The sequence below is a fragment of the Nonomuraea candida genome (genome assembly GCF_000725485.1).
Lineage (GTDB): Bacteria > Actinomycetota > Actinomycetes > Streptosporangiales > Streptosporangiaceae > Nonomuraea > Nonomuraea candida.
This window is the reverse complement of record NZ_JOAG01000043.1, coordinates 1-14082: the sequence shown is the minus strand read 5'-3', so window position 1 is coordinate 14082 and position 14082 is coordinate 1. Positions and strand designations below refer to the sequence as shown.

General features: G+C 72.5%; 12 protein-coding genes. 8 read left to right on the top strand and 4 right to left on the bottom strand.

What is annotated here, in order from left to right:
- The first annotated feature begins 57 nt into the window (after nucleotides 1–57).
- The 6 genes from IO39_RS34005 to IO39_RS33980 all read left to right on the top strand — a co-directional run bounded on the left by IO39_RS34005 (nucleotide 58) and on the right by IO39_RS33980 (nucleotide 8053).
- A complete protein-coding gene (locus tag IO39_RS34005; protein WP_043632041.1) occupies nucleotides 58–1530 on the top strand; it encodes a zinc ribbon domain-containing protein in 1473 nt (490 codons plus the stop codon).
- Nucleotides 1530–3308: a serine/threonine-protein kinase gene (locus tag IO39_RS34000; protein ID WP_043632038.1), complete on the top strand. Its 1779-nt coding sequence runs from the start codon at nucleotides 1530–1532 to the stop codon at nucleotides 3306–3308. The genes IO39_RS34005 and IO39_RS34000 overlap by 1 nt, the downstream gene beginning before the upstream one ends.
- Before the next feature lie 177 nt (nucleotides 3309–3485).
- Nucleotides 3486–4142: a response regulator gene (locus IO39_RS33995; protein ID WP_043632035.1), complete on the top strand. Its 657-nt coding sequence runs from the start codon at nucleotides 3486–3488 to the stop codon at nucleotides 4140–4142.
- Between the two features lie 88 nt (nucleotides 4143–4230).
- Entirely contained in the window at nucleotides 4231–6372 is a 2142-nt protein-coding gene (locus IO39_RS33990) for a DUF6421 family protein (RefSeq protein WP_043632032.1), read from the top strand.
- On the top strand, nucleotides 6369–6998 hold the full coding sequence (locus tag IO39_RS33985; protein WP_043632029.1) for an SDR family NAD(P)-dependent oxidoreductase: 630 nt from the start codon (nucleotides 6369–6371) through the stop codon (nucleotides 6996–6998). Before IO39_RS33990 ends, IO39_RS33985 begins: the two co-directional genes overlap by 4 nt.
- Nucleotides 6995–8053, top strand: coding sequence for a threonine aldolase family protein (locus IO39_RS33980; protein WP_043632027.1), 1059 nt, complete (start codon nucleotides 6995–6997; stop codon nucleotides 8051–8053). The genes IO39_RS33985 and IO39_RS33980 overlap by 4 nt, the downstream gene beginning before the upstream one ends.
- A gap of 104 nt (nucleotides 8054–8157) precedes the next feature.
- On the opposite strand, the gene IO39_RS33975 is transcribed toward IO39_RS33980, so the two are convergent.
- Nucleotides 8158–9558 (bottom strand): phytoene desaturase family protein, encoded by a 1401-nt coding sequence (locus tag IO39_RS33975; protein ID WP_043632024.1) that lies wholly within the window; start codon nucleotides 9556–9558, stop codon nucleotides 8158–8160.
- 3 nt (nucleotides 9559–9561) lie between these two features.
- The gene (locus IO39_RS33970) at nucleotides 9562–10203 is read right to left on the bottom strand and encodes a DUF305 domain-containing protein (RefSeq protein ID WP_211267260.1); all 642 of its coding nucleotides are present in this window, start codon (nucleotides 10201–10203) and stop codon (nucleotides 9562–9564) included.
- A gap of 121 nt (nucleotides 10204–10324) precedes the next feature.
- Here IO39_RS33970 and IO39_RS33965 point away from each other — a divergent pair, with 121 nt between their 5' ends.
- Entirely contained in the window at nucleotides 10325–11032 is a 708-nt protein-coding gene (locus IO39_RS33965; protein ID WP_043632022.1) for a thioredoxin-like domain-containing protein, read from the top strand.
- Between the two features lie 66 nt (nucleotides 11033–11098).
- Here IO39_RS33965 and IO39_RS33960 read toward each other — a convergent pair whose 3' ends face one another.
- Together IO39_RS33960 and ald are read right to left on the bottom strand one after the other, a co-directional pair.
- Nucleotides 11099–11596: an EF-hand domain-containing protein gene (locus tag IO39_RS33960; protein ID WP_043632019.1), complete on the bottom strand. Its 498-nt coding sequence runs from the start codon at nucleotides 11594–11596 to the stop codon at nucleotides 11099–11101.
- A 75-nt stretch (nucleotides 11597–11671) separates the two neighbouring features.
- Nucleotides 11672–12787 carry an alanine dehydrogenase gene (gene ald, locus IO39_RS33955; RefSeq protein ID WP_043632017.1) on the bottom strand — a complete coding sequence of 372 codons (1116 nt, stop codon included), beginning with the start codon at nucleotides 12785–12787 and terminating at the stop codon, nucleotides 11672–11674.
- 150 nt (nucleotides 12788–12937) lie between these two features.
- On the opposite strand from ald, the gene IO39_RS56990 reads away from it, so the two are divergent.
- Nucleotides 12938–13990, top strand: a complete 1053-nt coding sequence (locus IO39_RS56990) for an excalibur calcium-binding domain-containing protein (protein WP_052423705.1) — start codon at nucleotides 12938–12940, stop codon at nucleotides 13988–13990.
- The last annotated feature ends 92 nt before the right edge of the window (nucleotides 13991–14082 follow it).

The following is a 14082-nucleotide window of genomic DNA, read 5'->3' as shown; positions in this document are numbered from 1 at the left end:
TATTGACTTACGGCAGGTGATTGGGACTCTGGTCCTAGTCCTGCGTTTGGAGCGGATATGGCGCGCCTCAGAGCTCTTGCCGGTGGTGCCGCGGTGATCGCCCTGGTGCTCACCGCCGCCCCGGTCGCGGCGCACGAGCACCCGAGCGGGATCACCGATCTGGTGACCCCGGCCGTGGTGCGGCTGGAAGCCGTGTCGCATGTGGAGATCACCCTGCTCGACCACGTCGGCGAGCTCAAGCATGTGGAGCGGTCCTATGACCTTCCGTTCGCCGAGGGGACGGGCACCGTCGTCAACCCCGACGGCACGATCGTGGCCCTGCGCCGCCTGGCGATCAATCCCGACGACGTCGCCGTCTACGCCGCCAACCGGATCTTCGCCGAGCACCACAAGGTGAAGATCCCCGCCGACCACAAGAAGCACCGGCTCTCCGACGCCCTGCTCGACCGCCACCTCCAGGACTGCTACCCGCCCAAGAGCAGCACCGCCACCTGCATCGTCAACGTCACCACCGAGATCACCGCCTTCCCCAACGTCTCGCCGCCCAGCCCCGACGGCTACAAGGTCAAGTGCGTCAAGGCGGGCCCCGGCCCCGACAGCCCGGCCGTGCTGGTGCCGCTGACCCCCGCCTCCGGCGGCGTCGGCATGCCGACCGCGCCGCTGGCCGACAAGGTGCCCGACACGGCGGGCGCGCCCACCAACGTGGCGGGCTTCCTCGGCCGGCCCGGCCCCGACGTCAAGGAGACCGTCGAGATCGCCCACCTGGGCCGGGGCGGCGTGCCCGGGCAGGCGGGCCGGCCGTTCGCCGACCCCGAGAAGAAGGTGGACGAGCCGGTCAAGCTGGGCGCGCTGGCCGACAAGGGCCTGGTCGGCGCGCCGGTGATCGGCGACAAGGACGGCCACGTCATCGGCCTGCTGGTCGGCGGCGGCAAGGAAGGCAGGATGATCGGGGTCAAGGAGATCACCGGAATCCTGGCCGCGGCCAAGGTGGTGCCGCGCAGGGGGGCGATCGACACGGCCTTCGAGGCGGCGCTGACCCGCTACCACACGAAGTACTACACCGAGGCCGCGCCGGGCTTCCAGCGCGTGCTGGAGCTCTACCCGGGCAACGTGGTGGCCGCCGCGCTGCTGAAGACCTCCCTCGCCAAGCGGGGCGGCCCCGAGGACCAGGGGACGAAGAAGGCGGCGGCCGAGCCGGAGGGGGGCACGCCGCTGTGGCCGTTCATCCTGGCGGCGGGGCTGCTCTTCACGGCGGCGGCGGGCGGAGCGTATTTGTTGTGGCGCCGCCGCGCTCCGGAAGAAGCGACGGAACTGCCGTCACCACCACCACTGGCGGCCGGCCCGCCGCTCGACGACGGCGCCGGCCAGACCAGGGTCGTGCGGCGGTCCCAGCCGTTCCACGTGGTCCCGCGGCAGCAGCAGGTGATGACGGCGCCGGGCCCCGCGGTCGAATACTGCACCTCGTGCGGCATGAGACTCGGGCCCGCGCACCGGTTCTGCGGCTACTGCGGCCACCCCATCGAGACGTGATGCCGTTGAACGAGAGATCGCTGATCGGCCAGGAGGTGGCCGGCTACTACGTCGAGGACATCGTCGGCAAGGGCGGCATGGCCGTCGTCTACCTGGCGCTCGACCCGAGGCTGAGCCGCCGGGTGGCGCTGAAGATCCTCAACCCGGTGCTCAGCGTCGACGACCGGTTCAGGCAGCGGTTCATCCTGGAGTCCAGGACGGTCGCCAGCATCGAGCACCCCAACATCATCCCGATCTACGAGGCGAGCGCCGACGCCGAGGGCGTGCTCTACATCGCCATGCGCTACGTCGACGGCCTCGACCTGCGCCGCCTCATCCACGATCGCGGGCCGCTGCCGCTCGGCCAGGCGAACCTGATCTTCGCCCAGGTGGCCGCCGCGCTCGACGCCGCCCACGCCCACGACCTGATCCACCGCGACGTCAAGCCGGCCAACATCCTGCTGGCCGGCGACCACGTCTACCTGACCGACTTCGGCATCACCAAGCACCGCTCGTCGATCTCCGGGCTGACGCAGACCGACCAGTTCATCGGCACGCCGCGCTACATGTCGCCCGAGCAGATCAACAAGGAGCACATCGACGGCCGCTGCGACCAGTACGCGCTGGCCTGCGTGGTCTACGAGGCGCTGACGGGACGGCTGCCGTTCCAGCGCGAGAACGACATCGCGCTGCTCTGGGCGCACCTGGCCGAGCAGCCGGCGCCGCTGTCGCACCTGCGGCCGGAGCTGCCCCCGCAGGCGGACGAGGTGATCCTGCGGGCGCTGGCCAAGTCGCCCGACCAGCGGTACGCGACCTGCGCCGAGTTCGTGACCGCGCTGCGCGACGCGATCGGCGGGCAGCCGTCCGACCCGTTCGGGGCGCGGCGGCTCGACCCGTTCGGCGCGCCGGGGGCCGATCCGTTCGGCGGGCGGCGGCTGGACCCGTTCGGCGGGCCCGGCTCCGGGCCGCATCTCGTGCCGCCTCCCGGGCAGAGCCCGCACTCCGGGCCGCACCCGGTGCAGCGGGCCGGGGCGCCGCCGGGACGCCATTCGGCGGCCCACGCGGCGAACGCGGCGAACGCCGCGAACGCCGCGAACACGGCGAGCACTGCTATGGCGGGCGATGCGGCTGATGGGGTGAAGGCGGCGCGCCGGGGGACCGGGCGGCCCACACGGCCGTCCGCGCCCAAGGCCCGGCCCGGCCGGATGCCGATCGTGGTCGCCACGCTGGTGGCCGCCGCGGCGGCGCTCGCGCTGGTGGCGTTCGTCATCATCGACAACCGGGGCGACACCTGGGCCCGCTACCGCACCAGCGCCGCCGCGCCGCTCACGTTCCACTATCCCGGCGACTGGACGGCCCGCACCCACCAGGACCTGTTCGCCGTGGCCTCCCCGCACGCCACCGTGTTCGAGGACCTGTTCGTGTCCGGGCCCGGCGCCGACTGGACGAGGGCCGAGGAGATCATCCGCGACGAGCCCGACAGCGCCACCGGCGTCTACGTCCAGGTCTCCGACACCCTCGACGCCAGCGGCACCTCCGAGCTGATGAAGCCCAAGATGGAGGCCCTGCTGCCGGGCCAGGTGGACCTGGGCAGGCCCGTGCAGGACCAGGCGGGCGACAGCCCCGCCACCCGGTTCGACGGCTCCCTGCACGACCCCGCCACCGGCGCGCGGCTGGGGTTCGTGAGCTACGTGATCAACCGCGAGCCGAAGACCATGCTCGTCATGTACTTCTGCGCCAAGGCCACCTGCGACGACCAGACCCAGACCAGGATCAGGCAGAGCGTGCGGCTGAGCTGACGTGGACCTTCACTGCCGACCTGGACCTTCACTGCCGACCTGGAACTTCACTGCCGGCGTGGACCTTCACTGCTGGCTTGGGAACTTCACTGCCGACTTGGAACTCACTTGCGGCCGGCTTGGCCGCCGGGTCGCGGCGGTGTTCAAGCCCGGGGCCCGGCGTCTACCCTCCGGCGTGTGGGGATTCGCATAGTCATCGCCGACGATCAGGCGATGGTCAGGGCCGGGCTGCGCATGGTCGTCGAGAGCGACCCGGGCATGGAGGTCGTCGGCGAGGCGGCCGACGGGCATGAGGCCGTCGCCCTGGCCAGGCGCACCCGGCCGGACATCGTCCTCATGGACATCTCGATGCCCCGGCTCGACGGGCTGGCCGCGGCCAGGGAGCTGCTGGAGGCGCCGGCGCCGCCCAAGGTCATCACGCTGACCACGTTCGACACCGACGAGAACCTCTACGCCGCCCTGCGCGCGGGGACCAGCGGGTTCCTGCTCAAGGTGTCGCCGCCGGAGCAGCTGCTGGAGGCGATCAGGGTGGTGCACGCCGGCGACGCGCTGCTCGACCCGGCGGTGACGAGCCGGGTGATCGCCACGTTCGCCGGGCGGGCCGAGCCGCGGCCGTCGCCGGCACTCGCCGAGCTGACGCCGCGCGAGCTGGAGGTGCTGCGGCTGCTGGCGCGCGGCCTCACCAACGCGGAGATCGCCAGGGAGCTGTACGTCGGGGAGGCCACGGTCAAGACGCACGTGGCGCGGGTGCTGATGAAGCTGTCCCTGCGCGACCGGGCACAGGCCGTGGTGTTCGCGTACGAGACGGGGGTCGTGCGGCCCGGCGCGAGCTGAGCGTCTCACCTGCCGGAAGGGATTAGTGAGATATGCCGGGCTTGTGTGTATATTTTCCGTCGTAAGGCGTCTAAGGCAGGAGAATTTCATGCAAGCCTTCCCCCGGGTGCTGTTCGACGAGGCGCACAGCGAGTCGTGGACCATCAGGCGCGAGCTGGCCGAGGCCATCAGCCCGGCCCATCCCGACGACAACAGCTACGCCCGCGCGGCCGGGCTGCTGCGGCACCTGGGGCACACGGTCACCGCGCACACGGCGGGGCCGATCGACGAAGGGGCGCTGGCCGGGCAGGACGTGCTGGTGATCGCGCACCCGGCGGACGCGCGCTGGGAGCGGACGACCGGCCAGGGCAGCCCCGTTCTCACCGCCGCCGAGCTGGACGCGATCGAGTCCTTCGTCGCGGCCGGCGGCGGGCTGGTGGTGCTGGCCGAGGAGGAGCAGGACAAGTACGGCAACAACCTCGGTGAGCTGCTCGCCCGGTTCGGCGTGGGCGTGCGGCACACCACGGTGCGCGACCCGGGGCACGCGCACCGGGGCGTGGCCACCTGGGTGATGGGGCAGCCCGCGGCCGCCGCGGAACGTTCCACCGGGTCCGGGGTGCTGGCGGGCGTGCGGGCGGCGTGCTTCTACCGCTCGGGCACCCTGGTCGCCGGCGGGGCGAGCGTGCTGTTCGCCACCTCGGCGGCGGCCGACCCGGCGGGCGAGCCGCTGGCCGTCGCGCTGCGGCACGGCGCCGGCCGCGTCGTCGTGTTCGCCGACTCCGACCTGTTCGGCGACGACTCCATCGAGGACCACGACCACGGCCGGCTCTGGGAGAACGCGGTCACCTGGGCCGCCAGGATCCCCGGCGACGAGCGCCGGCCCGGCGCGGCGGGCGGCGAGGCCGGCGCCGGGACTCACGGTGAGGCCGCCGGCGCGGTCCGCGGTTCCCGTCACGAGGAGACGGCCGTGCTGTTCGGCCGGTTGAAGGCGGCCGTGGAGGAGCTGCGGCCGCTGCAGGTCAAGGACGGCTCGGTGCCGGAGGAGGCCAAGGACCGGGCGCGGGAGCTGGTGGCGCTGATCGCGGCGCGGGTGGCCGACCTCGCGCCCCGCTTCCCGCACGACGCCGCCTACCTGCGGGCCGTCCGCGACGACCTGGCCAAATGGGCGGAGCAGGGGCTCGGCGTGCCCGACTTCCTCGACTCGCTGGAGCTGTTCCACCCCGACACCCAGCGCGTGGACGGGCTGGAGCACGTGGTCGTCTTCCCCATGTACACGCAGAACGGCAACCCCGCGCGCAACCTCGAAGCCGTCTGGATCCGCACGATCTGGCCCGGCTGGCTGGCCGAGCTGGAGGCGGGCGGCTACGACAACCCGATGTTCGTGCCGATCGCGTTCGAGGACTTCACCTCCGGCTACGACACGCACTCGGCCGTGCTCTTCCCCGAGACGGTCGCGGTGCGCCGCGCGCCCGAGCGGTTCACCTGGGGCGGGATCTTCGCCGACCGGGAGGCCGCCAGGTTCCGGCGGGTGTCCGGCGCCGCCGTCGAGACGCTCCGGCTGGACCTGCCGCCGGACGCCGAGCGGCTGCTGGCCTCGCAGCGGCTCGCGCAGGACGCGTTCGTGCTGTGGGACCTGGTGCACGACCGCACGCACAGCCACGGTGACCTGCCGTTCGACCCGTTCATGATCAAGCAGAGGATGCCGTACTGGCTGTACGCGCTGGAGGAGCTGCGCTGCGACCTGACCGCGTACGGCGAGGCCGTGCGGCTGGAGCGGCAGGGCGTCCCCTACGCCCGGTACGTGCGGCTCGCGATCCTGTTCGACCGGCTGTTCCGGTTCCCCATCACCGGGGAGCGGGTGCGGAACTACGACGGGCTCGGCGGGCAGCTGCTCTTCGCCTACCTGCACCGCAACGACATCGTGCGGTGGACCGACAACCGGCTCACGATCGACTGGGAGCGGGTGGCCGACGGGGTGGCGGACCTGCGCGGGGAGGTCGAGAAGCTGTACCGCGACGGGATCGACCGGTCCAAGCAGGCGCACTGGCTGGCGGCGTACGAGCTGGTGAGCGCGTACGTGGCGCCGCATCCGGCCTCGACCTGGGCCAAGGGGATCGCGGCGCTGCCGGAGGAGCAGAAGGCCAAGGTGGACGCGGTGCTGCCGGACGAGTTCCCGCTCAGCATGTTCTACGAGGCGCTGCGCCGTAAGCTGACGGACGTGGTCGAATCGACTAAGGGGCTCCGGGCATGATCATTCTGGTGACGGGGGCCGGCGGGCCCACCGGTGACGCCGTTTCCGGATATTTCCGGAAAAATGGGCACACCGTGATCGGCGTCGACAAGCAGGACGTGGACCTGCTCGACCGCGCCGCCGTACAAGGGCTGGCCGATCGCATCGAGCGCGAGCACGGCCGGGTGGACGGCGTGGTGCACCTGGTGGGCGGCTGGCGCGGCAGCCGCTCGTTCGCCGAGACCGACCTCGGCGACTGGGACACCCTGCACGACCTGCTGATCCGCACCCTCCAGCACGTGTCGCTGGCCTTCGAGCCGCTGCTGCGCCGCAGCGGGAACGGCCGCTTCGTGATCGTCTCCGCCAAGGCCGCCCAGGCCCCGTCCGCCGGCGGCGCGGTCTACGCGGCGGCGAAGGCGGCGGCGGAGGCGTGGACGCTCTCCCTGGCCGACGCGCTGCGGGACACGTCTTCCGCGGCGGTTATCCTCGTGGTGAAAGCCCTGGTGAACGACGCCATGCGGGCCGCCGACCCCGACGCCCGCTTCCGCGGTTTCACCGACGTCAACGACCTCGCGGCGGCCATCGGCGATCTCTACGACCGCCCCGCCGCCGAGATCAACGGCACACGATTGGACCTCACTTCTTGATCCCCCGGCACGACCCCCGTCTCAAAGCCTTCGCCAGCGACAACTACGCGGGGGTGCACCCCGAGATCCTCCAGGCCATCGTCGCGGCCAACGAGGGCCACCAGGTCGCCTACGGCGACGACGTCTACACCGAGGCGATGGGGGAGGTCTTCCGCCGGCACTTCGGCGAGCGGGCGCGGGCGTGGCCGGTCTTCAACGGCACCGCCGCCAACGTCGTCTCGCTGCGCTCGATGCTGGCCCCGTGGGAGGCCGTCATCTGCGCGGAGAGCGCCCACATCCACACCGACGAGGGCGGCGCCCCGGAGGTCGCGGGCGGCATCAAGCTGCTGACCGTGCCCACGCCCGACGGCAAGCTCACCCCCGAGCTGATCGACGCGCAGGCGTGGGGCTTCGGCGACGTGCACCGCGCCCAGCCCAAGGTGGTGTCCATCTCCAACACCACCGAGCTGGGCACCCTCTACACGCCCGACGAGATCGCCGCGATCTGCGCGCACGCCCACGGCCTGGGCATGCGCGTGCATCTCGACGGCTCGCGGCTGACCAACGCCGCCGCCGCGCTGGACGTGCCGCTGCGGGCGCTGACCACCGACGCCGGCGTGGACGTGCTCTCCTTCGGCGGCACGAAGATCGGCCTGATGTACGGCGAGGCCGTCGTCGTGCTCGACCCCGAGGCCGCGACCGGGATCGACTACCTGCGCAAGACGCTCATGCAGCTGTCGTCGAAGATGCGCTTCGTGTCGGTGCAGTTCGAGGCGCTGCTCTCGGGCGACCTGTGGCTGCGCAACGCCCGGCGGGCCAACGCCATGGCGCGGCGGCTGGCCGAGGCGGTGCGGGGCGTCCCCGGCGTGGAGGTGACCCGGGAGGTCGAGGCCAACGCCGTCTTCGCCGTGCTGCCCGCGGACGCCGCCGAGCGGCTGCGCAAGCGCTTCAGGTTCTACACCTGGAACAACGAGACGGGGGAGGTGCGGTGGATGTGCGCCTTCGACACGACCGAGCAGGACGTCGACGACTTCGCCGCCGCCCTCGCCGAAGAGGTGTCCGCGACCTCCCCCTGACACCCGCGCCCCGGCCGGGCCAGCCGCGCCCCGGCCGGTCAGGTGAGCCGGGCCAGGCGGGTTCCGGCCGGTCGGGTGAGCCGGGCCGGGCGGGTCCGGCCGGGTCAGCGGGAGCGCAGGGCCAGGCGGGCGGCCTGCCAGCCGCCCATGCCGTGCACGCCCGGCCCCGGCGGAGTCGAGGACGAGCAGAGGAACACCCCCGGCAGCGGGGTGCGCCACGGGGCCGGCGACCAGACGGGGCGGCGCAGGAACTGGCCCAGGCTCGCCAGCCCGCCCCCGATGTCCCCGCCCACCAGGTTGGCGTCGGCCGCCTCCAGGTCGGCCGGCCCCATCGTGTGCCTGGCCAGCACGCGGTCGCGGAAGCCGGGGGCGTACCGCTCGATCTGGGCCTCGATCGCGCCGGTCAGGTCGGCCCGCGAGCCGTGAGGGACGTGGCAGTAGGCCCACAGGGTGTGCCCGCCGCGCGTCGGATCGGCGGTGCAGGGCTGCACGAGCAGCACGTACGGGCGGGGCGAGACCCGCCCGGCGACCGCCTCGGCCTCGCCGATCGCGATCTCCTCCAGCGTGCCGCCCAGGTGCACCGTGCCGGCCCCGGCCACCGCCGGATCGCGCCACGGCACCGGCCCGTCGAGGGCCCAGTCCATCTTGAACACCCCCGGCCCGTAGCGGTAGCGCTCCAGCCGGCGGCGGTAGCGCGCGGGCAGGTCGGCCAGCGCGAGCAGCTGCCGGGGCGTCACGTCGAGCACCAGGATCGGGGCGTCCAGCTCGGCCAGCCGCCGCACCCGGTGCCCGGCCACCGCCTCCCCGCCCAGCGCCCTCAGCTCGGCCACGAGCGCGTCGGCCAGCACCTGCGAGCCGCCCCGCACCACCGGCCAGCCCACCAGGTGGGCCAGCGCGCCCAGCACCAGCCCGTAGCCGGCCGAGATGGGCGCGCGCAGGTCGAGCATCGAGTGCGCGGCCAGCCCCGCGAGCAGCGCCCGCGCCGCCACGCCGCGGAACGCGTGCCTGGCGAACGTCGTGGCGGGCAGCGCCGCCGCCGGCCCGAACCAGGCCGCCCGCGCGAAGGCCGAGGGCCGCGCCGGCCACGGCCCCAGGGGCTTGAGCAGCAGCTCCATGAGCGGGAACCCGCCGTCCGCCGCCATCCCGGCGGTCGCCAGCCAGGCCCGCCCGTCGCGTCCGAGCCCTTCGGCGGTGCGGCGGGCGTCGCGGTGGAGCAGGACGGCGGGCCGGTCGTCGAGGGGGTGGGCCATGACCACGGGCGGGTGGGCGAACTCGACCCCCTTCAGCGCCAGCCCCCGGAACGCCGGAGAGGCCAGCGCCATCGCCATCACGGTCGCGCCGACGTCGTGGACGTGCCCGGGCAGCGTCAGCTCGGCGGACCTCAGCCCGCCGCCGAACCGTTCGGCGGCCTCCAGCAGCAGCACCTTGCGGCCGGCGCGGGCCAGCAGGACCGCGGCCATCAGCCCGTTGGGCCCGGAGCCCACGACGACGGCGTCGGCGCTCATCGCCTATTGCGGCTTCAGGATCGACGGCAGCGGTTGCGCGCCCCGCTGCGCGAGCAGCTCCGTCATGAGCTTGATCTCCCCGCTCTGCCCGTCGACGATCTTCCGCGCCATGCTGACCACCTCGTTGCGGGTGGAGAGCTTGAGCAGCCCCTCGGCCATCTCCACGCCACCCTCATGGTGGCGGATCATGAGCTGCAGGAACAGCACCTCGGCCTGCGTGCCCCGGGCCTCCCTGAGCCTGGCCAGCTCCTCGGGCGTGGCCATGCCCGGCATGACGCCGGGCGTGGCGGCGGCGCCGGGCGTGGCGCCGTGGCCGTGACCGCTCATCCAGGCCATCGCCGGCTGGTCGGTCGCCTGGTTGAGCCCCCACTGCTGCAACCAGCCCTGGAACATGCCGCGCTGGTTGGCCTGGGTGTTGATGATGTCGAAGGCCAGGCTGCGGATCTCGCGCGCGGGATCCTTGTCCCTGATGGTGAAGGCCATGTCGACGGCCTGGGCGTGGTGCGTGGCCATGTCGCGGGCGAACCCGGCCTCGGCCGAGGTGTCGCCGGGCGTGCCGTCCCGGCCGAACAGCAGGAACGCGGCCGCGGCGAGCACCAGCACGCCGCAGACGATCAGCAGGGGTCTTCTCGCAGGCTTTTCCATGGCGCGTCCAGCGTACCCAGCTGTGGACGGACCTGTGATCGGACCCTTATGCGCCTCCTATTCTCCGCATACGCCCGGAGGGCATAGGGTGACCCGGAGTTGGTACGCCGATGGAGGAGCGATGACGAAGGAGAAGGCGCAGGCGAGGCGCGAGCACCTGCAGAAGCTGCGGGCCGAGCAGAAGCGCAAACAACGCCGCGCCGCGCTGCTGATGTGGGGCACAGGTGGGCTCATCATCGTGGTGCTCGTCGGCGTGGTGGGCTTCTACCTGGTCAACCAGGCGCGGCAGACCTCGCTCGACGCCGTGAGCAGCGTCAAGTACGACGCCGGTCAGCACGTCTGGACCACGGTGTCCTACAAGGAGACGCCGCCGGTGGGCGGGGAGCACAACAACTACTGGCAGCAGTGCGCGATCTACGACAAGCCGATCCACAGCGAGCACGCGGTGCACTCGCTGGAGCACGGCGCGATCTGGATCACCTACCGGCCCGACCTGCCCAAGGCGCAGATCGACCAGCTCAAGGAGGTCGCGTCCTCGACCGGGCAGCAGGACTACATGCTGATGAGCCCGTTCCCCAACCTGCCCTCGCCGATCGTGGTCTCCTCCTGGGGGCACCAGCTCAAGCTGACCGACCCGCAGGACCCGAAGCTCGGAGCGTTCATCAAGCGCTACCAGAACGGCCCTGACACGCCGGAGCCGGGCGCGACCTGCGGCGGCGCCGACGCGATCACCACCACGGCCGACCAGGCGCCGCTGCCGCCCGCGCCCACGGGCCAGCAGCAGACGCCGATGGAGACCCTCTCCCCGTCGCCCAGCCAGCAGCAGTAGAGCCGGCAGGAGTAAAAGCCACTGAGAAGAAGGGCCCGGCTCATGCCGGGCCCTTCTTCTCGCCGCTCAGACCTCGCCCATGAGCAGGCCGAAGCGGGCGCGGGCGAACTCCTCGAAGGTGATGCGCCCGTCGCCGTCGGCGTCGGCCCTGGTGAAGGCGCCGGTGAGGTCGGTGCCGGGGCGGTCCCAGAGCAGGCCGAACTCCTCGGCGCTGATCGCGCCGTCGCCGTCACGGTCGGCCGCGGCGAAGGTGGCTCTGGAGATCGGCTCCAGCACCGTCTCCAGGACGCCCATCCGGGCCAGCAGGTCGAACGATCTGACGTATTCGTCCCTGCTGATCTGCCCGTCGCGGTCGGCGTCGAGGCCGCGGGCGTGGGTGTCCCAGGCGCTCAGATGGGCGTCGATCACCGCCTCTCCCTCCGGGGAGTCGGGCCGCAGGCCGGTCTGTTCCAGCCGCCGCTGGGCCAGGGCCATGTAGTCGTAGCGGGTCAGGAAGCCGTCGCCGTCGGTGTCGAGGTCGTCGAAGTTGCGCTCGGCGCTCTGGCGGAAGGTGATCGGGGACATCGCCACTCCGTTCGTCACGGTGAGTAGTTGATCGCTACTTACCGTAACTTGACGGTGACCAAACCCGCCACGCCGTCAGGCGAGCACCTCCTGCGGCGCCGTCCACTCCAGGCCGTGCGCCTGCGCGACGGGGCGGCTGGTCAGGTGGCCCTCGTGGGCGTTCAGGCCGGCCGCCAGCGCCGGGTCCGCGCGCATCGCGCGCCGCCAGCCCAGGTCGGCGATGGCCAGCGCGTACGGCAGCGTCACGTTCGTCAGCGCGAACGTCGAGGTGTGCGGCACGGCGCCCGGCATGTTGGCCACGCAGTAGAAGACCGAGTCGTGCACCCGGTACGTCGGCCGCTCGTGCGTGGTCGGCCGGGAGTCGGCGAAGCAGCCGCCCTGGTCGATCGAGATGTCCACCAGCACCGAGCCCGGCTTCATCCGGCTCACCAGCTCGTTGCTCACCAGCTCCGGCGCCCTGGCCCCCGGTACCAGCACCGCGCCGATGACCAGGTCGGCCTCCAGGACCGCGCGCTCGATCTCCAGCGTGTTGGAGGCGACGGTCTGGCAGTGGCCCTGGTAGATCAGGTCGGCCCGGCGCAGCTTGTCGATGTTCTTGTCCAGCAGCAGCACCTCGGCCTGCATGCCGAGGGCGATGGCGGCGGCGTTCATGCCGGAGACCCCGGCCCCGATCACGACCACGTGCGCCGCCCGTACCCCGGACACGCCGCCCATCAGCACGCCCCTGCCGCCCGCCGAGCGCATCAGGTGGTAGGCGCCCACCTGCGGCGCCAGCCGGCCCGCCACCTCGGACATGGGCGCGAGCAGCGGCAGCGCGCCGTCCGGCGTCTGGACCGTCTCGTAGGCGATCGCGGTGCAGCCCGACTCCAGCACGGCCCGCGTGCAGGCGGGGGAGGCGGCCAGGTGCAGGTAGGTGAACAGCACCAGCCCCTTGCGCAGCCGGTGATACTCCTCGGCCACCGGCTCCTTGACCTTCATGACCAGGTCGGCCTGCCCCCACACCTCGTCGGCGCCGGGGACCAGCACCGCCCCGGCGGCGGCGAAGTCGGCGTCGGGGATGGCGGACCCGGCGCCGGCCTCGCGCTCGACGAAGACGCGGTGGCCGTGCCGCACCAGCTCGTGGACCCCCGCAGGGGTCAGCGCCACCCGGTATTCGCTGTTCTTGACCTCTCGTGGCACCCCGACGTTCATGCTTCGACTCTTCTCGGCGAACGTGCGCTTCCGCCTCCATTCTTCCTCTCATCTCACGGTTGGGTGAGGATTATCCGGCTGATTACCCCGGTGCGCCTTCTCCTCGATAGGCTCACCGGCAGCCCGAACGTCAGAATGGGATCGTCATCGATGGACAAGCCGGAAGAGCCGCCGCCCGCGGACCCGGGGGAGCCGAAGGCCAGCAGACTCACCACCATCGTGCTGATCGTCTCGCTCGTCCTCGTCGTGCTCGTCGCAGGCGTGCTCGGCACGGTCGCCGTTCTGATGACCAGAAACCCGGACGCGCCGTTGTTAGGCGGCGCGGCCCCCCAGCGGCTGGCCGTGCCCATCCACTTCGCGCCCGTGCTGGAGACCAAGCCGGCCCCCTGCCCCGGTGACCCGGCCGTGCTCGACGAGGCGCAGACGACCTGCTACCTGCTGGAAGCCGGGGTCACGGTCGCCTCCGTGCAGCGGATCGAGTCGCTGCGCGAGGACGACGGCCAATACTCGGTGCGCATCGCGGTCGCGCCCGCGTTCAAGGAGAAGCTGGTCGCGCTGATCGACGAGATGGCGCCCGACCAGCGGCCGGTGGCGATCGTGCTGGCGCCCGAGCAGGCCGACCAGCCGAAGACCGTGCTCGCCGCGCCGATCGTCACCCAGCCGATGGACGGCGACAGCGTGAGCATCGCCGGGTTCACCAAGGAAGAGGCCGACGCGCTGGCCGGCCGCCTGCTCGGGGGCGCGCAGAGCCCCGCGCCGACCGGCCCCGCCCCGACCGGCGGCGCCTCCCAGCCGCCCGGCGGCGGGCAGAGCACCGCCCCGACCGGCCCCGCCACCCAGACCCAGCCGGACGGCACCACCACAGGGGGAACCGGCACCACCCCCGGAGGCACCGGAGGAACCGGGGGAACCGGGGGAACCGGAGGCACCGGAGGAACCGGGGGAACCGGAACCGGGGGGACCGGAGGCATCGGGAGCACCGGCACGACCGGAGCCACCACCGGCACGGGAGCCACCACCGGCACGGGCACCACGACGACGCGCCCCGGCGGTCAGCGGGTGCCCGACAAGCGCCACGCGAGCTGCAAGGAGGCCGTGGCGGCCGGCGACGGGCCCTACTACAAGGGCACCCACGAGGAATACGCCTGGTACACCGACGTCGACCGCAACGAGGTGGCCTGCAACAGCGGCGACATCCGCTAGCCCCGTTTTCCGCACGTGAGGTGGTTTGAAGATCGCCGGGTTGCTGTGGTGATCGTTGTCGCGGTATGACCTGGCTGGTGAGACAGCGCGCG